At 62.0% G+C, this 24,254-nt stretch carries 19 protein-coding genes; 12 read left to right on the top strand and 7 right to left on the bottom strand.

Translation table 11 applies throughout. From position 1 onward, the window contains the following. Positions 1–10 precede the first annotated feature (10 nt). A complete protein-coding gene (locus ARUE_RS16875; protein ID WP_014922596.1) occupies positions 11–814 on the top strand; it encodes a class I SAM-dependent methyltransferase in 804 nt (267 codons plus the stop codon). A gap of 114 nt (positions 815–928) precedes the next feature. On the opposite strand, the gene ARUE_RS16870 is transcribed toward ARUE_RS16875, so the two are convergent. From ARUE_RS16870 to ARUE_RS16860, 3 genes are all read right to left on the bottom strand, one after another. Then, the gene (locus tag ARUE_RS16870; RefSeq protein ID WP_014922595.1) at positions 929–3,154 is read right to left on the bottom strand and encodes a S9 family peptidase; all 2,226 of its coding nucleotides are present in this window, start codon (positions 3,152–3,154) and stop codon (positions 929–931) included. 75 nt (positions 3,155–3,229) lie between these two features. Next, entirely contained in the window at positions 3,230–4,138 is a 909-nt protein-coding gene (locus tag ARUE_RS16865; protein WP_014922594.1) for a GGDEF domain-containing response regulator, read from the bottom strand. Continuing rightward, positions 4,135–7,596, bottom strand: a complete 3,462-nt coding sequence (locus tag ARUE_RS16860) for a hybrid sensor histidine kinase/response regulator (RefSeq protein WP_014922593.1) — start codon at positions 7,594–7,596, stop codon at positions 4,135–4,137. Before ARUE_RS16860 ends, ARUE_RS16865 begins: the two co-directional genes overlap by 4 nt. A 171-nt stretch (positions 7,597–7,767) precedes the next feature. Here ARUE_RS16860 and ARUE_RS16855 point away from each other — a divergent pair, with 171 nt between their 5' ends. The 3 genes from ARUE_RS16855 (at position 7,768) to lepB (ending at position 9,883) form a co-directional block, all read left to right on the top strand. After that, complete coding sequence (locus tag ARUE_RS16855; RefSeq protein WP_011775857.1) at positions 7,768–8,256, top strand: VanZ family protein; 489 nt, start codon at positions 7,768–7,770, stop codon at positions 8,254–8,256. Positions 8,257–8,493: 237 nt separating this feature from the next. Next, entirely contained in the window at positions 8,494–9,135 is a 642-nt protein-coding gene (locus ARUE_RS16850) for a hypothetical protein (RefSeq protein WP_238324368.1), read from the top strand. A gap of 13 nt (positions 9,136–9,148) precedes the next feature. After that, positions 9,149–9,883 (top strand): signal peptidase I, encoded by a 735-nt coding sequence (gene lepB, locus ARUE_RS16845; RefSeq protein WP_014922591.1) that lies wholly within the window; start codon positions 9,149–9,151, stop codon positions 9,881–9,883. Positions 9,884–9,910: 27 nt separating this feature from the next. On the opposite strand, the gene ARUE_RS16840 is transcribed toward lepB, so the two are convergent. After that, the gene (locus tag ARUE_RS16840) at positions 9,911–10,978 is read right to left on the bottom strand and encodes an LCP family protein (RefSeq protein WP_051025018.1); all 1,068 of its coding nucleotides are present in this window, start codon (positions 10,976–10,978) and stop codon (positions 9,911–9,913) included. A 502-nt stretch (positions 10,979–11,480) separates the two neighbouring features. Between ARUE_RS16840 and ARUE_RS16835 the strand changes: the two genes are divergently transcribed. Further along, positions 11,481–12,497, top strand: a complete 1,017-nt coding sequence (locus tag ARUE_RS16835) for a LysM peptidoglycan-binding domain-containing protein (protein WP_014922589.1) — start codon at positions 11,481–11,483, stop codon at positions 12,495–12,497. Positions 12,498–12,507: 10 nt separating this feature from the next. On the opposite strand, the gene ARUE_RS16830 is transcribed toward ARUE_RS16835, so the two are convergent. Beyond that, a complete protein-coding gene (locus tag ARUE_RS16830; protein WP_011775852.1) occupies positions 12,508–13,104 on the bottom strand; it encodes an arsenate reductase/protein-tyrosine-phosphatase family protein in 597 nt (198 codons plus the stop codon). Between the two features lie 189 nt (positions 13,105–13,293). On the opposite strand from ARUE_RS16830, the gene paaA reads away from it, so the two are divergent. From paaA to ARUE_RS16800, 6 genes are read left to right on the top strand one after another with little or no spacing between them, the layout of a single operon-like run. Then, a complete protein-coding gene (gene paaA / locus ARUE_RS16825) occupies positions 13,294–14,289 on the top strand; it encodes a 1,2-phenylacetyl-CoA epoxidase subunit PaaA (RefSeq protein ID WP_011775851.1) in 996 nt (331 codons plus the stop codon). Then, positions 14,286–14,663 (top strand): 1,2-phenylacetyl-CoA epoxidase subunit PaaB, encoded by a 378-nt coding sequence (paaB, locus tag ARUE_RS16820; protein WP_011775850.1) that lies wholly within the window; start codon positions 14,286–14,288, stop codon positions 14,661–14,663. The genes paaA and paaB overlap by 4 nt, the downstream gene beginning before the upstream one ends. Further along, on the top strand, positions 14,660–15,577 hold the full coding sequence (paaC, locus tag ARUE_RS16815; RefSeq protein ID WP_011775849.1) for a 1,2-phenylacetyl-CoA epoxidase subunit PaaC: 918 nt from the start codon (positions 14,660–14,662) through the stop codon (positions 15,575–15,577). Before paaB ends, paaC begins: the two co-directional genes overlap by 4 nt. A gap of 5 nt (positions 15,578–15,582) precedes the next feature. Further along, positions 15,583–16,152, top strand: coding sequence for a 1,2-phenylacetyl-CoA epoxidase subunit PaaD (gene paaD / locus ARUE_RS16810; RefSeq protein WP_187329897.1), 570 nt, complete (start codon positions 15,583–15,585; stop codon positions 16,150–16,152). 8 nt (positions 16,153–16,160) lie between these two features. After that, complete coding sequence (paaE, locus tag ARUE_RS16805) at positions 16,161–17,366, top strand: 1,2-phenylacetyl-CoA epoxidase subunit PaaE (protein WP_014922588.1); 1,206 nt, start codon at positions 16,161–16,163, stop codon at positions 17,364–17,366. Between the two features lie 9 nt (positions 17,367–17,375). Continuing rightward, positions 17,376–18,155: an enoyl-CoA hydratase/isomerase family protein gene (locus ARUE_RS16800; protein ID WP_011775846.1), complete on the top strand. Its 780-nt coding sequence runs from the start codon at positions 17,376–17,378 to the stop codon at positions 18,153–18,155. A 1-nt stretch (position 18,156) separates the two neighbouring features. Here the strand turns inward: ARUE_RS16800 and ARUE_RS16795 are convergent, their stop codons facing one another. After that, entirely contained in the window at positions 18,157–19,707 is a 1,551-nt protein-coding gene (locus ARUE_RS16795) for an outer membrane protein assembly factor BamB family protein (protein WP_014922587.1), read from the bottom strand. A 371-nt stretch (positions 19,708–20,078) separates the two neighbouring features. Further along, positions 20,079–21,638: a chitinase gene (locus ARUE_RS16790; protein WP_011775843.1), complete on the bottom strand. Its 1,560-nt coding sequence runs from the start codon at positions 21,636–21,638 to the stop codon at positions 20,079–20,081. 285 nt (positions 21,639–21,923) lie between these two features. Between ARUE_RS16790 and ARUE_RS16785 the strand changes: the two genes are divergently transcribed. Next, positions 21,924–24,224 (top strand): glycosyltransferase family 2 protein, encoded by a 2,301-nt coding sequence (locus ARUE_RS16785; protein ID WP_043471451.1) that lies wholly within the window; start codon positions 21,924–21,926, stop codon positions 24,222–24,224. Positions 24,225–24,254: the final 30 nt, after the last annotated feature.

The following is a 24,254-nucleotide window of genomic DNA, read 5'->3' as shown; positions in this document are numbered from 1 at the left end:
TATTTGGAGAATGTTCTCCGCGCTGAGGAAGTACCTGCTGATACCCCGCCTCATCAGGCTGTCGTCGGCCGCGCCCAAGGACCCGCTCACGGCGTGGGACCAGTATTGGGGCAGGGTCCGTTCAACCGGTGCCTCGGGCGATGTCCTGTGGGATTCGGGAAGCGCCCATGAACTGCATGGCTATCTCCCCACGCTGGAACAGTTGGACCCGGCCTTGCCCATAGTTGATGTGGGGTGCGGCAACGGCAGTTTCACCCGGCTGCTGGCGCAGCATTTCCCGCATGCGTTGGGGCTTGATTATTCCGCCAACGCGGTGGACCGTGCCCGGCATGAGGCGGCAGGGATCACGACGGCGTCGTTCGCTGTGTGCGACATGACGGCACCTGGCGCTGCGCAGATCGTGGCAACGGCTTTGGAAGCGAAGGGCTGGGAGGGGGACGCGAACGTGTTCATCCGCGGGGTTCTGCACGTATTGGACCGCGGCGACCGGGCGGCTTTGGCCGCAAACCTGCTGCCCGTCGTCGGGACCCGCGGTGGCGTGTTCCTGGCCGAGACCAACTTCCCCGGTACCCCTGTGGATTACGTCAGCCACCTTGGAGCCACTCGTAACTCCATCCCGGCGCCGCTTGAGGGGGCTATCCGGGGACTGCCGATGCCTGGCCGCTTCGGTGCCGCGCAACGTGCCAAGGCCTTCCCGACGGCGGACTGGAACCTCGTGGAGGAAGGTTCAGCGAGCATCGAGACGCGCCCGTTGAGTAATCCGTCGTCCCCGGACCTCATCCCCGGCTATTACGCGCTGCTCCGCGCCCGCTAACCCAACTAAGTCGCACAGCCCAACTAAGTCGCATAGCCCAACTGGGTCGAAGATCAGGCCGTTCTCAGGGCTGAGAACGGCCTGATCTCCTATCCAGATGGGTGCGGGTGCCTACTACTTGAGGCCGGCGCCCGGGAGCAGTTCCGTGGCGCCGACGGAATCGGCTATGAACGCGTAGTCCCATGCGCGCTCGCGCCACTGCACGTACCGGCCCGACGCACCGCCATGGCCACCGTCCATTTCGATCTTCATGACGATCGGCTCGGAACCCGTGGACGCCGAACGCAACGCCTGGACCCACTTGGCCGGCTCGACGTACAGCACACGGGTGTCGTTGAACGACGTCACGGCAGCGATCTTGGGGTAGGGCACGGCCCCCACATTCTCGTACGGAGTGTAGGACTTCATGTACGCGTAAGCCTCGGGATCTGTAATGGGGTTGCCCCATTCCTCCCATTCCAAAGCGGACAGCGGAAGCTCGGGGTCCAGGATGGTGGTCAAGGCATCCACGAACGGCACCTGCGCCACCACGGCAGCGTACTTTTCCGGGGCCATGTTAGCCACGGCGCCCATGAGCAGGCCACCCGCTGATCCACCCATGGCGGCGATGCGCGAAGGGTCAACCCAACCCGAGCCAGCCAGCCAGTCCGTGGCCGCGATGAAGTCCGTGAAAGTGTTCTTCTTGGTGAACTTCTTGCCGTCCTCGTACCATTTGCGTCCCAGTTCGCCGCCGCCGCGGATGTGGGCGATCACCATGACGATTCCGCGGTCCAGAAGGGACAATCTGGCAACGCCGAAGCCTGGATCCATGCTCAGCTCGTAGGAGCCGTAGCCGTATACCAGCCCGGCGGCGGTGCCATCCTGCTGTACCGAAGCGTGACGCAGCACCGACAACGGGACCTGGGTGCCGTCGTCGGCCGTTGCCCATTCGCGGGTGGCCACGTAATCCGAGGCGGAGTAGCCGCCCAGCACGGGGCTTTCTTTGCGCAGCAGCAACTCGCCACCGGGCTGTTCTGCGGTGGGCAGGACGAAGTCGTAGACGCGCGACGGCGTGAAGTACGAGGTGTAGCCCATGCGGATTACGGGGGATTCGTAGTCGGAGCCGGATACACCCGCGGTGTAAAGCTCTTCATGGAACGCGGGCTCCACAGGCGCGCCTTGAGTCGCTGTGCCCAGACCCGCCAGCGGGAGAACCTGCACGCGCTCGATGGTGTCCTTGCGGACGGACAACACCAGGTGCGTGGACGTCACGCCAGCGCCGTTGACGCGAACGTCGTCGGAATGCTCGACGACGGTACGCCAGTGCTGCTCGGCCAGCGGCTTGCTGAGTTCAGCCGGGTCCACCAGGCTCACCATCGAATTAATGGCGTCCTTGTTGTGGGTCAGGAGCAGGGTTTCCTTGCCGTCCAGGAGGAAGGGTTCGGCCTCGTAGAGAATATGATGCTCGCGGGAAATGACGGTGTGGAGGCCGGCGTCGTAGTCTTCGAAACGGAGCAGCCGCGTCTCACTGAACTCGGAGCAGCCGATGCTGAGCACCAGGTGGCGGCGGTCGGAGGAGAGGTCGAAGCCGAGCCACATGGCGACGTCGTCCTCCTGGTACAGGACCTCATCCTCAGCCACGGGCGTGCCCAGGATATGGGACTTCACTTGGTAGGGGCGCCACGAATCATCCACCACTGTGTAGAAGAGGCGCGTACCGTCCGGGGAGAAAGCCACTCCGTAGAAAATGTCCTCGATGATGTCCGGGAGGAGTTCACCTGTGCGCAGGTCCTTGATCCGGAGGGTGAAGCGTTCGTCTCCGGAGTTGTCCACCGCGTAGGCGTACAGGTTGCCGTCGATGGTCACGGCGGCACCGCCCATGCTGAAGAACGGCTGGCCTTCTGCTTCGATATTGCCGTCCAAAAGTACTTGCTCGCCGGGAAGTTCAACGCCTGCCTCGACTGACGGGGGAGTCCAGTCCGCCACAGGATCGCCGGTGTCCCGGGCCAGGACACGGCACTGGATGCTGTACTCCTTGCCCTCCACGGAACGGCTGTAGTACCACCAGCCATCCTTGCGGGCGGGCACGGAAAGATCCGTCTCTTGGGTGCGGCCCTTGATCTCCTGGAACATCGCTTCGCGAAGCGGTTCCTGATGCGCCGTCAGTGCCTCCTGGTAGGCGTTCTCTGCCTTCAGATGGTCCACCACCTCGGAGGATTCCTTTTCCCTGAGCCACTCGTAATTGTCCACGAAGACATCGCCGTGGTGTTCGCGGCGCGTGGGAATCTGCTTGGCGACAGGAGGCTGGAGAGTGGGTGCCTTGGCAGCGGTGGTGGCAGGCACGGAAGAAGTGTGGCTCATGTGGCCACTCTATAGACGGGCTCTGACACAGAACCAGCTATTTCGCTCAGAGCGGCCGGGACCTTCGGATCAGCGTCACGACTTTGCCAAGGACACCCGGTTCCGGCCGGAGGCCTTCGCTGCGTACAGGGCGAGGTCGGCTTCACGCAGGAGTTGTTCGGTTCCGGCACGGTGACCGTCGGTAAAGGCCGAGATGCCCGCACTGATGGTCAGGACGCCGTCGGGATCGCCGGAATGCTCGATCCGCAGCTCCTGCACCGCGGTCCGAACACGCTCCATCACCGTCCGTGCGTCGGCGGCCCGTTGATCGCGCAGGAGCAACAGGAATTCTTCGCCGCCGAACCTGTAAACGCCATCAGACTTCCGCACCTCACCGGCCAGCGTTGACGCGATGGAAATCAGTGCAGCGTCGCCCGCCTGATGACCGTAGATGTCGTTGTAGCTCTTGAAGTTGTCCACATCCACCATGGCCAGGCAGTAGTCCAGATCCGGCGCGCCTCCGCCGTGCAGTGTGCCCAGGTCCTCGGCCAATTTCAGGCGGTTGTGCAGTTTTGTCAGCGGGTCCGTCCGCGCCTGTTCAGTCAACGCAGAACGGTATCGGGCGAGGTCAGCGTGCAAGGAGGTGATGCGTTGGGCGGCCAGGAGGCGGATGTGGAGGCTGAACGGATCCAAGGGTTTGGTGACGTAGTCATCAGCTCCGGCTTCCATTCCGGCCAAGACATCTTTCCGGGAACCGTGCGAGGTCACCAGGATCACGTAGGTATAGCGATCTTCCTCGGCCGCCCGGATGGCGCGGCAAAGATCCAGCCCGTTGAGGCCGGGCATCATCAGGTCGGTCACCACAGCTTCAGGGCTGTGTTCCTTATAGAGCTGCCACGCAGAGTCGCCGTCAACGGCCACGATGCACTCGTGGCCGGACTGCTCCACGGCGGCCTTGGTAATCATTCGGGAGATCTGGTCATCGTCGGCGATGAGGATTTTCATGGTGTTCCCTTTAAGTCTGCTCCGGTGAGGGTGCGTTCGAGTGCCTGGTTCACACGCGTGAGTTCAGTGTCCAAGTGGCCCAGCAACAGCGCTCCATCGGCTCCCAGTTGCGGTCCTGCATCGCGTCCGAGCCGTTCCAGATCCTTGCAAAGGCCGGCAGCTCCAACCGCTCCTATGTTGGCTGCCGCGCCCGCGAGCTTGTGCGCTGCCGCCTCCACAGCTGCGGCTTGACCGGTTGCCAGGGCAGCGCGCAACGTCTCCAAGGCACTTTGGGTATCCTGCCGGAAAGCCCTGATGGCCTCGGGCAAGAGACCAAAACCGTCGGCGGGTCCCAGCTCCCGCAGGATCTGCAGCCGTTCCTCGTCAAGAACAACAACGTTCGACGCCGGTGCTTCCGCCGGCTGTTGTGCGACGGCCGCCGAAGCTGCGGCGTCCACCCAGCCACCCGCCGTCGACGTTTGCTCTTGTTGCGGTACCCACCGGGCGAGGACTTCAGCGAGTTTGGCCAGATCCACGGGCTTGCTGATGTAGTCGTCCATGCCCGCAGCGAAGCAGCGCTCGCGGTCCTCATCCAGGGCGCCGGCCGTCATGGCGATGATGGGAATCCTGGCGGAGTGACCGTTGCGGGCACGGATGGCCTTGGTTGCGTCGAAGCCGTCCATGACGGGCATGTGGCAGTCCATGAGCACCGCCGCGTACGTGCCGGATAGTGCGGCGGAAACGGCCTGCTCGCCGTCGTCCACAATGTGCACTTCGTAGCCGAGACGGTTCGCCATGCCACGGGCCACTAGCTGGTTGACTTCGTTGTCCTCCGCTACCAGCAGCTTCCCGAGCCGCGGCACAGGATCGGCTGTTTCAACGGGGTGATTAATCGCCGGCGCTGAAGGTGCGCCGGTAGTCTTTGTGGCCAGCACGCGCAGGAGACGGTTGTAGAGCTCGGAGCTGCGCACGGGTTTGGTGAGGTATTCGCGGATTCCCGCCGAGGTAAGGTCGCTCCTTTCCACCTGCATGGTGGAGGTCAACAGGATGATCCCCGGCCCGCCGGAACCGTTGCTCTCGTTCTTGATGTTGCGGGCAAGTTGAAGCCCGTCCGTGTCGGGCATGCACATGTCCACAACGGCGATGTCGTACGGGTGGCTCGATGAAGCCGCAGCCCGGTATTCGTCCAGTGCAGAGGCAGCGTCGGCAACCGAGACGGGGACCATGCCCCAGCTGGCCAGTTGGGTATCGAGCACCAGGCGGTTGGTTGCGTTGTCGTCCACCACCAACACCCGGCGTCCGGCCAACGTGGCAGGCAAGGATTCCGTTTCAGTGGCGGCCGGGCCAAGAGGCAGTTCAAGATCAAACCAGAAGCGGCTGCCCACTCCAGGCTCACTGTCCAGGCCGATCTTGCCACCCATGACTTCAGTGAGGCGCCGTGAGATGGCCAGGCCCAGTCCCGTTCCTCCGTAGCGGCGTGTGGTGGAGGCGTCCGCTTGGGCGAAGGATTCGAAGAGCCTCTGATGGTTTTCGGCGCTGATGCCAATGCCGGTGTCCCTTACCTCGAAGCGCAGGGATGCCTTGTTCGGGTCGTGGGCAAGATTTGGGTCGTGGGCAAGAACGGAGACCTGGACTTCCACTTCACCGTCGGGAGTGAACTTGACCGCGTTGGAGGACAGGTTGAGCAGGATCTGCCGGATGCGCCCGGCGTCGCCCATCAGGCGAGCCGGAACGTCCGGGTGGCAGTAGGAAATGAGTTCCAGGTCCTTGCCCTGGGCAGCTTCCACAACCAGTCCTGCTACTTCTTCCACCAGCTCCCGGGGGTCGAAGGCGTTGATGTCCAGGTCCACTTTGCCGGCCTCAAGTTTGGAGAAGTCAAGGATGTCGTTGATCAGTGTCAGCAGGACCTCGCCCGCACCCTTCACTCCTTGCGCGTACTGCCTCTGGCCTTCGCTGAGGGGCGTGTCCATCATGAGCGAGGTCAGGCCGATCACGGCGTTGAGTGGAGTCCGGATCTCGTGGCTCATGGTGGCCAGGAACTCGGACTTGAGGCGGCTGGCCTCCAAAGCTGCTTCGCGGGCTGCGAGGAGTTCCTTCTCGGCGGCTTTGCGTTCGGTGATGTCGCGGGAGATGGTGGCGACGCCGCGGATGCCGGATTCGCCCCGGACGGGCGAGAGCGTCACGGACACGGGGATAACCTTGCCGTCGCCGCGTTGCCGCTGGCTTTCGTAGTTCTGCACGTGGCCGCTTTGGGCGGTGCTCTCCAACGCCCGGCGTTCGTTCTCCACCAAGTCCTGCGGAACAAAGAAGTCTCCCTGCCGGCCGATTGCTTCAGAAGCGGGGTAGCCGAAGATGCGCTCGGCGCCGGGGTTCCAGCTGGTGATCATGCCGTCGGGGGTTTCGCCGATGATGGCGTCGCCGGAGGAATTGACGATTGCCCCCAAACCCTCAAGCTCGGCGGTGCGTTGGGCCACCTTCGATTCGAGTTCGCGGGTCAGCGTCACATTTTCGACGACGATCAGAACCTGCCGCACGATCACGAAGACAATCACCACCAGCCCGGTGACCAGCAGGATGCGGTCCTCCCCGATGGGACGGCTGCGCGAGAAGAACACGGCACTGAACACGGGCAGATAGGGAAGCAGCTCGAGGGCTGCGGCGTAGACCCGCCCGTCTTCTTGCGGGGTGCCTGATTCCGGGAGCAAGGGACTGAGCCCCACCAACAGAAAGGCGAGCACCCACCCCAGCGCCAAGGGGGATCCCGTGACACCGGAGATGCCTTGGAGCGTGAAGCTCATATACGCCAGGTCTGTAATGGCGAGGACCCAGAAGCCAATTCCCAGGCTCAGCCAAGGAAGCCGGCGGCCCCGGGCTGCGCGCATGGTCAGGACGATCACCACGGAGACCATGAAAACGTCTGCGATGGGGTAAGCCATTTGCGTGGCCTGGGCAAAAGCGTCCTGGCCCGTGGCTCCGGCCAAGGGGCCCAGCACGGAGCTCCACGCAATGAAGAACGTGGAGCTAGCCACCACTCCCGCGTCCAGGATGGTGCGGCGCAGTGGAATGCGCCGCCCCTGGCCCCTTAACAGCAGCACCAGTCCGATGGACGTGGGCAGGGCGTACCAAACAAAGCCGATATCTGCGAAGGAGGGGAACGGGTACTGGTGGTTCAGGGTGATGCCATTGATGGTCCACACCGTTTGCCCGGCGCTCCAGATAGCCAAGCCCGCAACGATGAACCAGCGGCCCGGGTTGTTGTCCTGGCGCTTCCGGGCAGCGAGGGTATAGGTGGTCAGCGCGGTGAGTGCAGCGAGAAGGATGGCCAGGTCGCCGGCCAGTTGCGCCGTCGTCGTGCCCGCTCCGCTTGCCAGACCGTACGCAAGCAGCACCAAACAGACGCCAACCGGCACCAGGAACAGCGGTAATTTCTGCTGCAACGACGAGCGCAAAGGAAGAACTCCGTGCTTCACTCCTGCCACTGAACCCCCGCCTTCAAAAGTGGCCCCACCAAAGCGAACAACGCGTCTATCCTGCGCTGAGGAGAGCATACGCCGAAAAAGCCCGGGTGAGCAGCAGATCAAGCAGTTTTAGCCCATGCCGCTTGGTGCACCCGGCCGGAGTCCGGTTCGCTTCTATAGTTGCTGTTGTTCATGATTGCCCCGGCGCTGCCCTTGGATGGAAGCGCGGACGCATACCTGTGGCGTCCCAGGCGCCAGGAAAGGCCAGCGGTGCTTGCCCGGAAGTATTCCACGTGGTGGCTCAAAGCGTTGTTCATCGCCTACCTCGTTTCGTTGGCCTTCGTTGTCTTTTTGCCCGCGCGTGAAGCAAGCACTGTCACAGGCTTTGTGGGGGTCATTGCCGGCTGGCTTTCTTTTCTCGGTCTCCCACCGGATGCGGCCGGCATTGGAGTGGAGTTCGTCGCGAACATCGTCTTGTTCGTCCCGTTCGGGGCGTTCGTCCGTCTTTTGAGACCAGGGCTGTGGAGTTGGTGGACGTTGGCCCTTCTCGCGGCTGCTTCCTCGGGGACTATTGAGGTTCTCCAATTGGCGATACCTGGCCGGGTGACCGCCCTGTCCGATGTCATCGCGAACACGCTCGGGGCCCTGGCGGGCCTGGCAGTAGCGAAGAGGCTGGCGTAGCCCCCGGCGGTTGGTTGCCGGGAGGTGCTTCCCGGATCGCCTTTTCGAACTACGTCTGGAGAACGAATGTGAGCGTAGCCCTTCTGACTACGTCACCTGTTGCACTGCGTCCTGGGTGCCGTAACGTCGGCTCACTATGAGTATCCACCCGTGGGTGGTGTCTATTCCTCAAGGGCGGGAATTCGGAAGGCGCTGCGTTCCAACCGCTGGATTTCATTCCGAGCTGAAAGAAGAGCAATGAGCCACGAAGTTACCGTTTCCAAGTCGCATTCCCGCCGCACTGTAGTTAAAGGCGCTGCTTGGTCCATGCCGGTTATCGCTGCCGCAGTCGCCGCCCCTGCGGCCGTGGCTTCAGTGAGCACCTTGAGTCTTGCCTTCACGGCTTCGTCCACCTCGCTGCTCAGCCTCAGACTGCTGGACGGCACTAGCTTGCTCCAGGCCCAGTCACTCGTCACCGTTCCCACCATGCTTACTTTCACCAACGGTCCAGGTGCGGTGACGGAGGACGCTCTTGTGACGGTGTCCGTTGCCCGTCCTGCGGGCATCAGCATCCCCGTCGGCCGGGCTCGCGGCTTTGGCGTGTATTCCTTCGACGGGACAGCCACCACCGCCAGCCAGCGCACCACGGTGTACCAGACCGCACCGTTGGTGGGACAGTTCGGCTTCCCGTCCACCACATGGACCAATAGTGTGCCCGTCACCGTCGCGAGCAACGGCACGCTGAATCTCCCGATTGTTTTCGGATTGGCGGGCACCAGTACGGGCGTGTCAGTCAGTTTGCTGGCTTCTTTCGCTGTCACAGTGACCGTGGTTATTGGCGGCCGCACCCTTGTAGCTACCAGCAGCATCTCCGTTCCTGTCGGTGCGGGCATCCTCTAAACGTTCTTCGCAGATGAGTTCCGAGTCAGCGAAGGGCGTCAGTCGCCGTCGGCTGCTTCGCTCACCATGGGTTCACGTCGTGCTTGCGTTGATGGTTGTGTCCTTGGTCCAAGGTTTTGTTGTGAAGGTTTACTCCGTACCTTCAGGGTCCATGGAGCAGACACTCAATGTAGGGGACCGGGTGCTTGTGAACCGTACTGCCTACATCGGCTCCGCACCCGAGCGGGGTGACGTTGTTGTCTTCAGCAAGCCAGCCGGATGGGGTGCTGCGCCCCAACGCGGTGCCCTGCGCACAGGCGTCGGCTGGTTTGGTGAGCTGACGGGGATCGGTCCCGCCAACACGGAGTACCTGGTCAAACGGGTGGTGGGGTTGCCGGGCGACACCGTGGAATGCTGCGATGTTGGCGGCCAAGTAACAGTCAATGGTGCGGCTGTTGCGGAACCATACATCTTCCAAGACCTCGGGTTCATCCGCGATGAGCTGGACTGTTCGACGGCGGCCAGGTCACCGCGATGCTTCGGTCCGATCGTTCTGGGTGAGGATCAGTACCTTTTCTTAGGCGACCACCGCTCCAATTCCGAGGATTCTGTCTCCGCATGCCGCAACGTGGGAGCGCCAGCCGGTTGCGTCAAGACAGCAAGCCGGGCGGACATCATTGGAAGGGTTGACGGTTTCCTGTTTCCGTTCACTAAGTGGGGAAGCGCCGACACCCTAAGCGCCAACACCCTCAGCGGCGCTGCTCAGTAGCCGCTGCCGCTCAGTAGCCGCTGCCGCTCAGAACCCTTTGTCGAGCGCGTGGGCCGTGACGTACGCATCCACTTGATCTTTGGCGAGTGCCGCTGTGACATCGGCGATCGCGGTGGTGTCAGCCAGGACGATCGACTGCCCGTCCGGCGATGTTCCCGTGCCAAGGGTCGGAAGGGTGAACATCACAGTGTCTTGCGCCCGGACGTCCTTCATGGACAAGGCAAGACTGCCGATTGCCGCGGCATCGAAGTCCTTGTCCACGCTGACGAACGGGGACACAGCGGAGACCATATTGCTGATGGTGACCGGGTTGGTCAGGGTTTCACGGGCAATGACCTTGCCGATGATGGCCTTGAGGTATGCCTGTTGGTTGCGAACGCGCTGGTAGTCGCCGTCGCTGAACGCTTTGCGCTCGCGGACAAAGGCGAGGGCTTCATCACCGTTGAGGGTCTGCTTGCCGGCGTCGTAGACTTGCCCTGCCTTGGGTCCTGAGCTTGGTGCGAACGGAATCCTGACGTCCACCTCAACCCCGCCAAGGGCATCGGTAAGACCCTTGAAGCCTTGGAAATCGATCATTGCTACGTGGTCGATGCGCTGCTGAAGGAGCGACTCGACCGTCTGAACCATCAGCGGGACGCCACCGTACGCAAGGGCGGCGTTTATTTTTGATTCTCCCACTCCGGGGATATCTATCCACAGGTCCCGCATCAGGGATATCGCGTAGGTCTTTTTCCTGTCGGCGGGAACGTGCACCAACATCAGGGTGTCCGCACGCTGATCGGTGGCCGTGTTGGCCTCCACATCCGCGTCTGATGAACCACGCGAGTCGCTGCCCAGGACAAGAATGTTCATTGCCGTGTTGCCTTCGGCCTTCTGGGGCCGGGTGGATTCTTCCGGGAAGGCATTGTGGATCTTGGTAGAGCCGGAGTTGAAGCTTTGCATCAGATTAAAGACATAAGAGCCCGCAACAAGGCCAAGCAAAAGAACTGCAGCTGCAAAACCAAGGAGCACATTCCGGGCGGTCTTCTTACCCTTCTTTGTGCGGTGTGATCCGTATTCCGCGGAGGGGTTTTGGGCATGGTTGGAGAGTGTCATGAATTCCTTGGTTGTTGCAGCCGCAGCGAGGGCTTGGGTTGGGCTCAACGTACTGTGACGGAGCCGGGGCAAGCCGATCGCTGATCCGTTTGGCCCATGCCCGAGGATCAGCTTTTCCCGGGAGTACGACGGCGGCCTGCCGCCTCCGCGCCCGTCTTTAGTGCCGCCGTCGTACTGTCCGTGAGCGTAACCATGCGCCGCGGCGCCCAGCCCGCACCAAAAGCAAGTAGTCCATTTCTTGGAAACTGCGTAATACCCAAGTAACCGTTAAGGCCAAAAGCAGGAAAGTCGAGTAGTTCCTACTCGTGCGACGGGCATGGCCCTTTCCTACTATTGAAATTCCTAGGGTTATTGCAATTCCGTTCCTCCGGCTCAGCGGTGGACCGCACCCCCCCATCTATTTGTGGGTGGTGCTCCTCCCAATACGTTGCTGCGCTTCTCTCACGCGGGCCCACTGGGCCTGTCACGCGCGGTCCAGAGCCATGGAGTCCCGGGGTTTCCCATGAACATGAATGACTTAGATCTTCAGACGTCCCTGTCAACCAAGAGCAATGGCGATGTTCGGCGGCCGCAGTCCAGTAAATCCAAGCTGTTGATTGCCGGCGCAGTGCTCGCGATATTAGCGCTGATCCCGCTGTTTTTTGGCGTCGTCAACTGGGCGACGCAGCCTGCGGGTGAGCAAACTGTTTCAAATGAACAGGTGCCATTTACAAAAGACGACAATGCTAAAGCACCTGCGGCTTTGCCAGTCCAAGATGCCGAAGCGGAGGTAGCGCCGGAAGTACAAGCAGCTCCGGCGGCTGAAGTGCCAGCAGCTCCCGCTGCCGAAGCACCCGCCCCAGCTCCCGAACCAGCCGCACCAGCTCCCGCTCCTGTCGAGGCCGCCCCTGCTGCCCCGGCTGGTGACCCCAATCTCTACACGGTGGTATCCGGGGACACTGTTGGTGCCATAGCGTCGCGCTACGGCGTGGATGTCACTGCGATGTTGGCTGCCAATGGCCTTAGCGCCTACTCGGTGATCGTGCCGGGACAGGTTTTGAAGCTCACCGGACCGCCCATTGCGGTGATCGCACCGGCGCCGGCTCCCGCAGCTCCCGCCGCCCAAGCTGCACCTGTTGTCCAAGCACCGGCCGCGGCCGCTCCCGCTGCTGCCGCCCCGGCTCCGGCACCCGCACCAGCTCCCGCACCTGCTGTCAGGACCATCTACGTAGCAGGAGCCGGCGGACAATCAATGGTGGATGCCTGCATCGGGCCGATTCATTACACGCCAACCAACGCCTACGCCACGTTCATCACGGAGCATGATTTCTGCGGAGGCTGGGGACGGTTCTCCGGAATCGGCGTCGGCGAGACAGTCTCCATCCCGGGCTACGGAACCTTCACTGCCACCGGCAGGGGCCAGGTACCCAACCCGGGAAGCACCAACGATGTGGCAGCAGTCTTCGGTGGGTTCCCCGCAGTTGTCCTGCAGACCTGCATTCCGGGCACCAGCCAGATGCTGGTGATTGCCCTCAACTAGTGATGACCAATTAGGCCGGCGCCGTCAGGCGCGCGAACCGGAGGATGCCTAGGATGGCCGGGGCCAGCTCATCCTCCATCTGGTGGTAGACCTCTTCCGCTCGTCGGTAGGGGTCTACCACGTCGTTGTCTGCAGGATCGGGTGGCAACGCGAGGTGGCGGACCGAGGCCGCCCTGCTGGGAAGTGCACGCCAGAATTCCGTGATGTCGCTGGCCTGGGCAGTATCTCCGCGGTTCTCCAGCACAGCCAGCATCCGGGCAAATTCCCGGACGGTGAAGGTGCGCTTCAACAGGGACGCATCCAGCTGGAGAACTTCGCCGCGGTGCTTGGACGTCATGGCCAGCACCAGATCGGTTTCTTTGAGGATCTTGGGGGTCAGTTGCCTGGCGGCAAAACCGTCGGGGCTGCCGTGGAACGTGCTGATGATTTGGGCTGAGAGCGGCTGGATTGGCTCACCCACCATGGCCCGCGTTCCGGCGCTGCGGACCTCGAATGCTCCGGGGCTGACCTGGTTGAGCCCGGTCTGCAGCAGTCGTTCGGCCACGGGGGAGCGGCAGATGTTCCCGGTGCAGACGGTGAGAATCCTGAAGGGCTGGGGCGATTCCACGTAAGGCTCTTTTCTAGCGTTGGCTGGGGACAGCTGAGGTCCCACCCCAAGTTAACACGGCGGGCAGCGCGGATCTTGTCAACAACGCGGAGCCGCGGAATCAAGTCCAAACCCGGGAACGAACGCTTGACTGAAATCACCCGCTCCGCATATTCTGAACGAACGGTCGGTAATTTATTAGGAGCAACCATGGCATCGCAGAATCTGCAGTCAGTGCCCGCTGAGCTGTCCCCGGAAGAGCAGGAGCGGGAGGCAGCCGGACAGGCGTATTTTGATCGCATTATTTCGGAGGACTCGCGCATCGAACCGCGCGACTGGATGCCGGCGGCTTACCGCAAGACTTTGCTGCGCCAGATCTCGCAGCACGCACACTCGGAAATCATCGGCATGCAGCCGGAAGCCAACTGGATCACCAGGGCACCGAGCCTGAAGCGCAAGTCCATCCTCATGGCCAAGGTCCAGGACGAGGCCGGTCACGGCCTGTACCTCTACTCGGCCGCCGAAACCCTGGGCCAGTCCCGGGACCAGATGATGGAAGACCTGATCGCCGGCAAGGCCCGGTACTCGTCCATCTTCAACTACCCCACCATTTCCTGGGCGGACATGGGGGCTATCGGTTGGCTTGTGGATGGTGCCGCCATCTGCAACCAGGTGCCCCTGTGCCGTGCCTCGTACGGTCCTTATGGGCGCGCAATGGTGCGCATCTGCAAGGAAGAATCGTTCCACCAGCGCCAGGGTTTCGAGATCCTGCTGGAACTCGCCAACGGTACTCCTGCGCAGAAGCAGATGGCCCAGGACGCAGTAAACCGCTGGTACGCGCCGTCCCTGATGATGTTCGGCCCGCCGGATGACGATTCACCCAACTCCAAGCAATCCATGGCCTGGAACATTAAGCGCTTCAGCAATGACGAGCTGCGCAGCCGGTTCGTCGGCATGATGGTGGAGCAGGTCCGGGTCCTCGGCCTGACCCTCCCTGACAAGGACATCCGTTTCAACGAAGAAACCAAGAAGTGGGAGCACGGACCCTTGGACTGGAACGAGTTCAAGGAAGTCCTGGCCGGCCGCGGTCCCTGCAACTCGCAGCGCGTCGAGCGCCGCCGTGAGGCACACGAAAACGGTGCCTGGGTTCGCGAAGCCGCAGTGGCGTACGCCCGCAAGCAAGCACAGAAGGAACACGCAGCATGAGCCCCCACGGCAACCCGGAAGCACCGGCCAGCGCCGCCAGCGAAATCAACCGCGAAGCCCCCAAGGTTGCGGCCACCACTGAAGAGCACCAGGAATCCCCATGGTCCCTCTGGGAGGTTTTCGTGCGCTCCAGCCGCGGCCTGTCCCACGTGCATGCAGGTTCCTTGCACGCTCCGGATGCGGCCATGGCCCTCCGGAACGCCCGGGACCTGTACACCCGTCGCAATGAAGGCGTCTCCATTTGGGTTGTCCCGGCGGAGGCGATTTCCTCCAGCGATCCCGACTCCAAGGGTTCCTTCTTCGAGTCCCCGCAGGGCAAGGATTACCGCCACGCAACGTACTACACCAAGAGCGAAGGCGTGAAACACCTGTGAGCACTAAAGATACTGACTTCGCCATCGAAGGCCACGGCGACATTTCCGTTGGCGTCCAGGGAGCCGGTGCTTCCGGCGACGGTTCGGCAAGCGCCACGCGCATCACGCCCGGCAACGCATTGCGCCCTGAGGATATCGCGCTGGAAATCAGCCGCGGACAGGTCAAGCCCAGCGAAGATGTTGCAGAGTTCGCGCTGCGCATCGGCGACGACGGCCTGATCCTCGCCCAGCGGCTGGGCCACTGGATTTCCCGTGCTCCCGAGCTCGAGGAAGACATCGCCCTCGGCAACATCGCGCTGGACCAGTTGGGCCACGCAAGGTCTTTCCTGACCTATGCCGGTGCTGCCTGGGGCAAGTCCGAGGACGACCTCGCGTACTTCCGCCGCGAGCACGAATTCCGTTCCGCACACCTGTTTGAGCAGCCCAACGGCGACTTCGCGGTGACTATCGCCCGGCAGTTCATCGTGAGCTTCTACCAGTTCGAGCTCTACACCAAGCTCATGGAGTCCACGGACGCCACCCTTGCAGCCATCTCCGCGAAGGCCGTGAAGGAAGTGGATTACCACCGCGACCACAGCGCGCAGTGGGTGCTTCGCCTGGCCGGCGGCACGGACGAGTCCCGAGCACGAATCATCCAAGGCTTCAAGCTCGTATGGCCGTATGTGGACGAACTCTTCGAGGACGACGAGCTCACCACGCGCCTGGCCGAGGCCGGTGTCGCGGTTCAGCCCTCCAGCCTCCGCGCCGAATTCGATCGCCTTACCGGTGAGATCATGGCTGAGGCCGAGCTGGAAATCCCCGGCGTCCCGCAGTCGCTGGGCGGCGGCCGCAAGGGCAAGCATTCCGAGTTCCTGGGCTACATCCTTGCTGAAATGCAGGTCCTGGCCCGCGAGCATCCCGGCGCGAGCTGGTGACCAGCATGACTACCCTGTCAGGGACGCAATCAAAGACCGCTGAGCAGCGGGCCTGGGACATCGCCTCCACGGTCTGCGATCCGGAGATCCCCGTCCTCACCATCGAGGACTTAGGGATCCTCCGCGGCGTGCGCGTCGTTGACTCGCCTGAGGCGGCCACCACTGGAAACCAGCACGACGGCGGTGCCTCACGTACCGCCGTCGAGGTCACCATCACGCCCACGTACTCGGGCTGCCCCGCGATGGACGCCATCGGTGACGACCTGCGGACAGCCTTCCAGAAGGAGGGCTACGCGAGCGTTCACGTGAACCTGGTTTTGTCGCCGGCGTGGACCACTGACTGGATGACCGAGTCCGGCAAGGCCAAGCTGGAGGAATACGGGATCGCTCCGCCCAGCGGCATGGCTGCCGCAGGTGGCCACTCCGGTCCTGTCCGCCTGAGCCTGGCCGTGAAATGCCCGCAGTGTTCGTCGTTGAACACCAAGGAACTCACCCGCTTTGGTTCCACGTCCTGCAAGGCGTTGTTCGTCTGCCAGGACTGCAAGGAACCGTTCGACTACTTCAAAGTCCTCTAAGGAATTCCATGACCACCGAAACCCAGACGGCCAGCCGCCGTCGTGCGTCTTTCCACAACCTGACCGTCTCGGAAGTCCGGCGCCTTACTGACGATGCCATTGAGGTCACGTTCGGGGTTCCCGCCGAGCTGGCGGGGCAGTACGACTACCTGCCCGGCCAGTACGTTGCATTGCGTACCACGCTCCCGGATGAGAGCGGCGAGCCGCACGAGGTCCGCCGCAGTTACTCGATTTGCGCAGAGCCGCGCAGCTTTGAGGACGGCAGCAGCGAAATTCGCGTGGCCATCAAGAAGGACCTGGGCGGCGTTTTCTCTACGTGGGCTAACGCCGAACTCAAGGCCGGCGACGTCCTGGACGTCATGAGCCCGCAGGGTGCGTTCATTTCGAGGCACGGCAAGGACGGCGCCTCGGTCCAGCACAACGTCATGAACTCCATGAACCACCCGGAGGAGCTGGCCGGGGAGCCTGGCAGCTTCGTGGCCATTGCCGCCGGTTCGGGCATCACGCCGGTGATCGCGATCGCGCGGACGCTCCTGGCAGCCAACCCGGAAACCACGTTCGACCTCGTTTACGCCAACAAAGCTGCCATGGATGTCATGTTCCTGGAGGAGCTGGCGGACCTGAAGGACAAGTACCCGTCGCGCCTGGCGCTGCATCACGTGTTGTCCCGCGAGCAGCGCATCGCACCGCTGATGACCGGCCGCATCGATTCCGAGAAGCTGCAGACGCTTCTTAGCAGCGCCATCCGTGCCGAGGACGTGGACGAGTGGTTCCTGTGCGGGCCGTTCGAACTGGTCCAACTGTGCCGTGACACCCTCGCCTCCCGCGGCGTGGAGCCCGAGCACGTGCGCTTCGAATTGTTCACCACTGGCCGCCCGGACCGCCCCGAGGGCAACGCCGGCCGCCCGGTTGTGGAGGACGAGTCGCAGGACTCGTACAAGATCACCTTCAAGCTCGATGGCCTGACCGGCGATGTCGCCAGCCCCACGCACGCCCGCGAATCCATCCTCAACGCCGCGCTGCGTGTCCGCCCCGACGTTCCGTTCGCGTGCGCCGGCGGTGTCTGCGGCACCTGCCGCGCCAAGCTGATCACCGGTACGGTGACCATGGATGAGAACTACGCCCTTGAACAGGACGAGCTGGATAAGGGCTACGTCCTCACCTGCCAGTCCCACCCCACCAGCGAAGAAGTTACCGTCGACTTCGACGTCTAAGGAGTCCCCATGATCGAGCTCTCCATTGCCAACGGTATTGCCGAAATCGTCCTCAACTACCCGGACAAGCTGAACTCGCTCAACGAGGACGCGCTTGCCCAACTGGACAAAGCGTACGACGACGCTGCTGCCGCCGCCTCACGCGGTGAGGTGCGGGCGCTGCTGCTTCGCGGAGAGGGCCGCGCCTTCTGTGCCGGCCGCGACATCTCAGGCGTCACACCGGAGACCGACGACGCCCAGGCGTACCTCGGCGGACTCGTCGAGCCACTGCTGAAGAAGATGGCCGCGTTCCCGGCGCCGACGTTTGCCGCTGCTCACGGTGCTTGCCTGGGGGTTGGGCTGGGACTGCTGCTCGCCACGGACGTTGTGTACGTGGCGGACAACGCCAAGTTCGGCTCACCCTTTGCCAAGCTCGGTGCCACGCTGGACTCGGGCGGGCATTGGTACTTCACGGAGCGCCTGGGCATGCATCGCACGCTGGATCTGATCTACACGGCGGATCTCATCTCCGGCGCGGAAGCCGTGGAGCAGGGGATGTTCAGCCGCGCGATGCCGGCAGATTCATTGCTGCCCGTGACCCGGGAGATCGTGCAACGAGTTGCTCTTGGGGCGACATCGGCGTTCAATGCGTCCAAGGAACTCGTGGCCCACATCCGTGACCAGCGCCTGGGCCTCTGGGCTTCCATGGCGGAGGAGAACACGGAGCAGGCACGGCTGTGCAAGACCGACGACTACGCCGAAGGCTTCCGGGCGTTCCAAGAGAAGCGGGCGCCCGTTTTCAAGGGTTAGTTTAGACAAACTCTTTGAGGAGCTTATACCCGGCCAGTTTTCCTTTAAAGGAGATGACCGCCATGTCACTGTCCACAGTGCTCACGTCGGTCAGGGCACCATAGGTCAGTGATGGAGCAGGGCTGCCGCTCTTGAGGCACGGAAAGGCCGTACGCGAGCCGGCTGCGATCCCACCACCCGGCTGATCCTTATTGGGGCCATTAAGCGGCATGGTGTACGTGGTTTCCTCCCAGCAGACAAAACCGTCTTGGAAGCTTGCCCCACGGAATTTCCCGGTGCGGGTGTCCACCAGGGTTGAGTCCGCGTAGTGGCCCGTAATCACGAAGTCGCCATGGCTTGCTGACGGTATGAGGCCGGTGGTTTCCCAACTGTGTACCTCCACCGGCTTGGATTCCCATGCGGCCTTGCCGGTGAGGGGATCGTACCCCACCACTTTCGAGTGGCTGCCCCGGTATGTGCCGGCGGGAAATTCGATGTGACCGTCTACGTACTCGCACCGGACGGGATATCCATCCCCGCCGCCCAGTTTGGAAGCGGCAGTGCCCAGGGTTTTGGCGCACTCAAGCTGCGTGCCCTCAGCCGTCCACAAAACCCGCCCGCTGGAAGCCCGGAGTCCAACGGTTTTGGTAGTTTCACGCAGGTTCAGCGAGAAGCTTTGTTCCGTAAATTTGTCGGGAGAGAAGTTCGTAGGGTTGATGCCAACGGAGCCAACATAAAGATCGAGTTTTTCGGAGTAGTTGAAGTGCCAGCCCATGTCGGTGGTGGCGCCCTTCCCAAAAACGGTTTCTATCTCTACTTCCCACAGGACCTCGCCGAAAGAGACGTGGGCAAGCGTTTCAATGCCGTCAGCCACCACCGAGTACAGTTGCTTGCCGACAGGCCGAAAATTGCCGGGAAGCGGATTAATCTCGGCACCGGCCAGGTCCTCACCGGATTCAAGGTCCACCCAATGTTCTACAGACTGGGAGGTCTCGTCGTAGGCGATAAAGCACATTTCCTGAAGGTCGTCGCAGGCAAAGGGGCGCGTGCTGACCAGTTCTTCCCTTCCGCGGTAAAGTTCCTTGCCGGTTCGTAGGTCGAAGGCCACGGGGGAAGTCCACCACGCCACGCCGCCATCATCCGCGGGGGGAGCTGCAGCCTGCAGGAAGATCGCCGCGCTCCTTCCTCCGGCGGTTCTGGTGACAGCCGGTTCAAGGGGAACGCCGACTGCTTCGAGTCCCGGGTGAACAGGCTGGGTCCACAACTGTTTGCCATCCGCAACTGAGAACGCATGGGCATTCACACCGGTTGGAGTCTTCGCGTAAACCAGGGCGACGCCGTCGGCCACCACAGGCTGACCGATGGGATCGAGCGCAACTTCCCATGCCGCCGTCGCGGTTTCTGCATTTCGCGCTGCTGGAGCCGTGCTTGCAGGTGGCGTAGTTGCAACGGGTGCCGGCGGAAAAGGAATCATGGTGCACGCCGACAGCAATACCGCGGCACCGACGGCCGTGACCCCGAATCCCACTGACTTCAGTCGGCCAAAGAGCCGCGCGGATCGGGATCGATTCATGGTTCCCCCAGGAACATCAATGGTTCAGCACCTGCAGGGCGTAGTTCCAAACCTGAAAAGGCCATCAAGTGGTGGCTCAGAAAGAGAATACAGCTCCACTACCCGCCGGAAAGAGCCACGGCCTAAACTTAACCACACGTATGTAACGCGTCGTCTCGCGGGGCAGCGTGCTTCGAACGGAGAATGCCATGCTCCAGGCGATCATGTGCAAATTGAACCTCCACCACCGCTGGCACGTGGAATCCGCGGAGGATGGCAGCGGCCGGTACAGGCGCTGCACACGCTGCGGTAAGTACGACCGGGACTGGGACGGCAGCGGCTTCATGCATTGAGCACGGGCGAGGCCCGCCTGGACCCCGCCCATGTTCGCGTTACTGCCCGCCAGCCAGCACCTTTGTCAGTTCCTCGTTGGAGAGTTTCATCCACGCCGAATCTGTGGAGCCCTGCAACGCGGCTTCCGGGCTCTGAGTTTGAACCCACCACTTGGCCTCGAAGACGTGCTGGTCCAGCATTACCCGGTCGCCCTTGTTGTAGACGGTGCTGGATGACCACGCCGGGTACGTTCCGGCTGGAACTGTGATTTGCGGCTTGGGCCGGTCGCCGGGCAGGACGGGGCCGATCAGCTTCCATGGTGCCGCGGCCCGGTCCGGGATGGGGTCGTTGGGCACATCATCCTTGGTCCACCACTTGGCCTCGTAGACGTTCCCCTGCCAAACGATCCTGTCCGCTTGAACGTACGTGGCCACGGGAGACCAGACCGGGTAAGGGCTGGTGGCGGGGTCGTCCACTACGGCAGTGGCAGTGGTTGTGCCTGTCGGCAGCACCGGGCTGGGGGAGGCAGTTGCTTTGGAGTCAATGTCTGCGCCCAGCACGTCGGAGAAACGTGCGGCACCCTGCGGCACGCCGCTGCAAGCGTCGGACACCACGGTCAGGGTGGGATAGTTGGGCCCGCATTCGGCATCCCGGTTCAAGGACCACATGGACATCCGCCCGATGCCTTTGCCCTGTGCGAAGTCGTGCAAACCTTGGGCGTCGGACAGAGTGAACACGTCAGCCACGATGTCGTTTTGGCCGATCATGGGGGTCAAGCCAATCTTGCGCCATAGGGTCTGCGCACCAAGGTTCTGCTGGGCTGCCGAGTAGACGTCACCCAACTGGGCGTGGGTTGCTTCGGCTGCTGCTATTGAGGCTTGCAGCATGGACTGTCCTGGCACTCGGCTTTCGCCGTAGTCCATGGTCATGATGTTCACACCGGCCAGTTCCACTCCGCCGGACAGCATCTGCTCGACGGCGGCTGTCCCGTCCGCGGTCAGCCCCGACGGAGCCACGGGTAACGTCAGCCACACGGATAGGCTCTTGCCCTCGGCCTGCCTGTCCTTCTGTACTGCAGTGATGGCTTTGGCTTGCCGTGCGATGGCTGCCTTGTCCGTCAGAGCCGTGCCCTCAATGTCCAGGTCAATGGTGTTGAGGTCGTATCGGTCAACCACGGTTGAGTAGGCCTGCTGGAGCCGGCCGTCGTCGGTGCATGCAGTGGCGAGTTCCTGGTTGGATAGCCCACCGAAGGAGACGGCGATATCGCCGCCGGTTTGGCGGAGCCGGGCGATACGCCGGTCCAGATCAAGGTCCGAGGCCGCTGCGTCCAGGCTGTAGAAGGTGCCCCAGGACGGCGTGCATCCATCCTTCGCGTCCGCCACGATGAACGATAAAACCACTGATTTTGTGTTGTCGCTGACCGGTTGCTCGAATGCGTAACGCGGTGTTGCCGTCACATCAACGTATCCCGCGAAGGACGATGGTGACGCTGCCGCGGCACGGGTATCGGTGTAGTTACGCCAGGAAACGACGCCGGCCCCTACAACTGCCGCTATGACGGCCAGCAGCACGGAGAGCCGAATCCAGGACAGCTTTCGTCCAGGAAAGTGTTTCGACATGGTTCCCCCAAGATTGAGACCTGAATTTACAGCGAGCAGACGCCAAGCCATTGGATGAGGCCAAGAATCGTTCCATCAATTTCCGTAGACCAACACCGGAATCGTAAGGCTGCTGTTATCGATTACTATAAGGGCAATCGGCGATGCTTTTGTTACAGAAGTCGGACGTTCAACCGGCTATCGAGCCGGAAGTCGCGGTTCACAGTCTGATGGGGAATTATGACGGACCAGTTGGTTGATTTATCCGATGTTGCGCGGGATTCCAAGGAGCTTCCCGCTGAGCGTATGGAAAACGCGGGGCGAAAGCGGCAATGGGGGTCGGAGCGGCGGTCTGAGCCGTTGGCCATTGTTCACCCAACCCCCACTTCACGAAAGATCGTGCTCGGCAGGCTTGCCATACTTGTGACGGTGGGGGCTTGGCTTTATTACGTGGTCTCCACCATCATCAGGCAGTTTGTTAATAATCCGAACCCGGGTTTCCGATTCGGATTTGAGTCGATCTCTTACCTGATTGTTGTCACGTTCCTGACGTTCTCTGCCCTGATGTATCTCATGGCACGGCAAGGGGCACTGTACCGGTTCAAGGAACACCGCAGGGTACCTCGTGGGGAACTCGATAATCACTTCGCCAACTACAAAGAGGCAGTGACGGTATTGGTGCCGTCCTACGCCGAAGAACCCCAGGTGGTCAGGGGAACGCTGTGGTCAGCCGCCCTTCAGGAGTTCCCGGATCTGCGCGTGGTGTTGCTGCTGGACGATCCGCCACACCCTACCGAGCCGGAAAAGATTCACCGCCTTGAACAGACCCGGGCGCTGGCGGGTCAGATCTCAGCTGCGTTGTCGGCTCCGGCAGCACGCGCCAACGAGGCCCTTGCTACCTTCCGGGAGAGACACGCTTCGCCCCTTGCTGTGCATGCCCCGGGTGCGGACAAAGCCGATGAACTCCAACTCCTGATCACGGAGTATGAGGCAGCAGTGGAGTGGCTGGAGGCGATGGCTGAGGCCGAAAACGTGGAAGACCATGTGGACGAGTTCTTCGTGGACTTGGTGATCATGGGATTGGCGCGTGAACTTCGCTTGGTGTTGTTGGCGCTGGAAGCCGCAAAGGCTCAAAACACGGCCCCCAACCCGGAGCGGATGGAACAGCTCTATCTGAGGCTCACGTGGATTTTCAACGTTCGAACTGAAACTTTTGAGCGTAAGCGGTACGCGAGCCTTTCCCACGAGGCCAACAAAGCCATGAACCTCAACGCTTACATTTCGCTGATGGGCAAGCGGTGGAGGCGGGAAGAAACCGCTGGAAGTGTTGTTCTTCGTCCGTCCTTGGTTCCGCGTGATGACGATCTGCTGGTCCCGGACAGTACCTATTTGCTGACTTTGGACGCCGATTCCCTCTTGCTGCGGGACTATTGCCTGCGGTTGGTGTATTTCCTGGAATCTGCAGGTAACGAGCGCGTGGCCGTGACCCAAACGCCCTATTCTTCGTTCCGTGGTGCTCCGACCCGTATTGAGAGGATCGCCGGTGCCACCACGGACATTCAGCACATTCTTCATCAAGGCATGACATTCTACGGAGCCACGTTCTGGGTGGGCGCCAATGCGATTATCCGCAAATGCGCCCTGGAGGACATCGTTGAAGTTGAGACGGTGGGCGGATTCGAAATTCGCACCTATATCCAGGACCGAACGGTCATCGAAGACACCGAATCCAGCATTGACCTCGGCACCCACGGATGGACCCTGGTCAATTATCCGGAGCGTTTGAGTTACAGCGCCACACCACCCGACTTCGGCTCACTGGTGGTGCAGCGTCGACGCTGGGCAAACGGCGGTCTGCTGATCCTGCCCAAGCTCTGGAACCAACTCTCGCAGCGGCGAAGTCAACGGCAGCGGATACTCTTCCGCGAGGTTCTCCTGCGTGTGAACTACATGGCGTCAATTACTTGGGCCAGCTTCGGGCTGCTCTTCCTGCTGGCATACCCCTATGACAGCAGGCTCCTTAGCCCCGCAGTCTTCATTGCAGCACTGCCGTACTTCCTGTGCATGGGCTCCGACCTTCGCGACTGCGGGCACCGCTTCAGCGACATCTTCCGCATTTACGGCTTTAACCTCATCCTGCTGCCGGTCAACCTCGCCGGCGTTTTGAAGTCGCTCCAGCAGGGCCTCACAGGCGACAAGATTCCCTTTGTCCGAACCCCCAAGGTCAAGGATCGGACAGCTGCCCCCGCCATCTACGTCCTGATTCCCTACGCCATCGTCGCGTTCTCTGTGCTGACGGTTTGGAGAGACGCCCAGCAGGGCAATTGGGGCAACGTCGCCTTCGCCTCACTGAATGCGGTGTTGGCCATGATGTGCATCCAGGCGTACATCGGCCTGTGGAACTCCGCGGTGGATGTTGTCTTGGGAGCGGTCAACTGGCTTTATGTCGCACCCAAGCCCAAGCCCAAGGCGAAACCTGAGTCGTTGGTGGTTCCCAAGACTGCCGAAGAGGTGGATTGGGAATCCATCCTCTACCACGGCGACCGCAGGCTGAACCGGGACCTTCGCGGCGGCACCGACCGCCGTCGTCGAATTTCACTGCGTTGACCTAAAACACTGCGCTGACTATAAAAACAG

It is taken from the genome of Arthrobacter sp. Rue61a (genome assembly GCF_000294695.2).
In the GTDB taxonomy this organism is placed as follows: Bacteria; Actinomycetota; Actinomycetes; order Actinomycetales; family Micrococcaceae; genus Arthrobacter; species Arthrobacter aurescens_A.
Note: the sequence above shows the minus strand (reverse complement) of the source record. Positions and strands in the feature narration are given on the sequence as shown.

Excerpts from the sequence above, each read along its gene's own strand:
- ARUE_RS16875 (WP_014922596.1), top strand. The coding sequence starts at position 11 with ATGTTCTCCGCGCTGAGGAAGTACCTGCTGATACCCCGCCTCATCAGG.
- ARUE_RS16870 (WP_014922595.1), bottom strand. The coding sequence starts at position 3,154 with ATGAGCCACACTTCTTCCGTGCCTGCCACCACCGCTGCCAAGGCACCC.
- ARUE_RS16865 (WP_014922594.1), bottom strand. The coding sequence starts at position 4,138 with ATGAAAATCCTCATCGCCGACGATGACCAGATCTCCCGAATGATTACC.
- ARUE_RS16855 (WP_011775857.1), top strand. The coding sequence starts at position 7,768 with ATGATTGCCCCGGCGCTGCCCTTGGATGGAAGCGCGGACGCATACCTG.
- ARUE_RS16850 (WP_238324368.1), top strand. The coding sequence starts at position 8,494 with ATGAGCCACGAAGTTACCGTTTCCAAGTCGCATTCCCGCCGCACTGTA.
- lepB (WP_014922591.1), top strand. The coding sequence starts at position 9,149 with ATGAGTTCCGAGTCAGCGAAGGGCGTCAGTCGCCGTCGGCTGCTTCGC.
- ARUE_RS16840 (WP_051025018.1), bottom strand. The coding sequence starts at position 10,978 with ATGACACTCTCCAACCATGCCCAAAACCCCTCCGCGGAATACGGATCA.
- ARUE_RS16835 (WP_014922589.1), top strand. The coding sequence starts at position 11,481 with ATGAACATGAATGACTTAGATCTTCAGACGTCCCTGTCAACCAAGAGC.
- paaA (WP_011775851.1), top strand. The coding sequence starts at position 13,294 with ATGGCATCGCAGAATCTGCAGTCAGTGCCCGCTGAGCTGTCCCCGGAA.
- paaB (WP_011775850.1), top strand. The coding sequence starts at position 14,286 with ATGAGCCCCCACGGCAACCCGGAAGCACCGGCCAGCGCCGCCAGCGAA.
- paaD (WP_187329897.1), top strand. The coding sequence starts at position 15,583 with ATGACTACCCTGTCAGGGACGCAATCAAAGACCGCTGAGCAGCGGGCC.
- paaE (WP_014922588.1), top strand. The coding sequence starts at position 16,161 with ATGACCACCGAAACCCAGACGGCCAGCCGCCGTCGTGCGTCTTTCCAC.
- ARUE_RS16800 (WP_011775846.1), top strand. The coding sequence starts at position 17,376 with ATGATCGAGCTCTCCATTGCCAACGGTATTGCCGAAATCGTCCTCAAC.
- ARUE_RS16795 (WP_014922587.1), bottom strand. The coding sequence starts at position 19,707 with ATGAATCGATCCCGATCCGCGCGGCTCTTTGGCCGACTGAAGTCAGTG.
- ARUE_RS16790 (WP_011775843.1), bottom strand. The coding sequence starts at position 21,638 with ATGTCGAAACACTTTCCTGGACGAAAGCTGTCCTGGATTCGGCTCTCC.
- ARUE_RS16785 (WP_043471451.1), top strand. The coding sequence starts at position 21,924 with ATGGAAAACGCGGGGCGAAAGCGGCAATGGGGGTCGGAGCGGCGGTCT.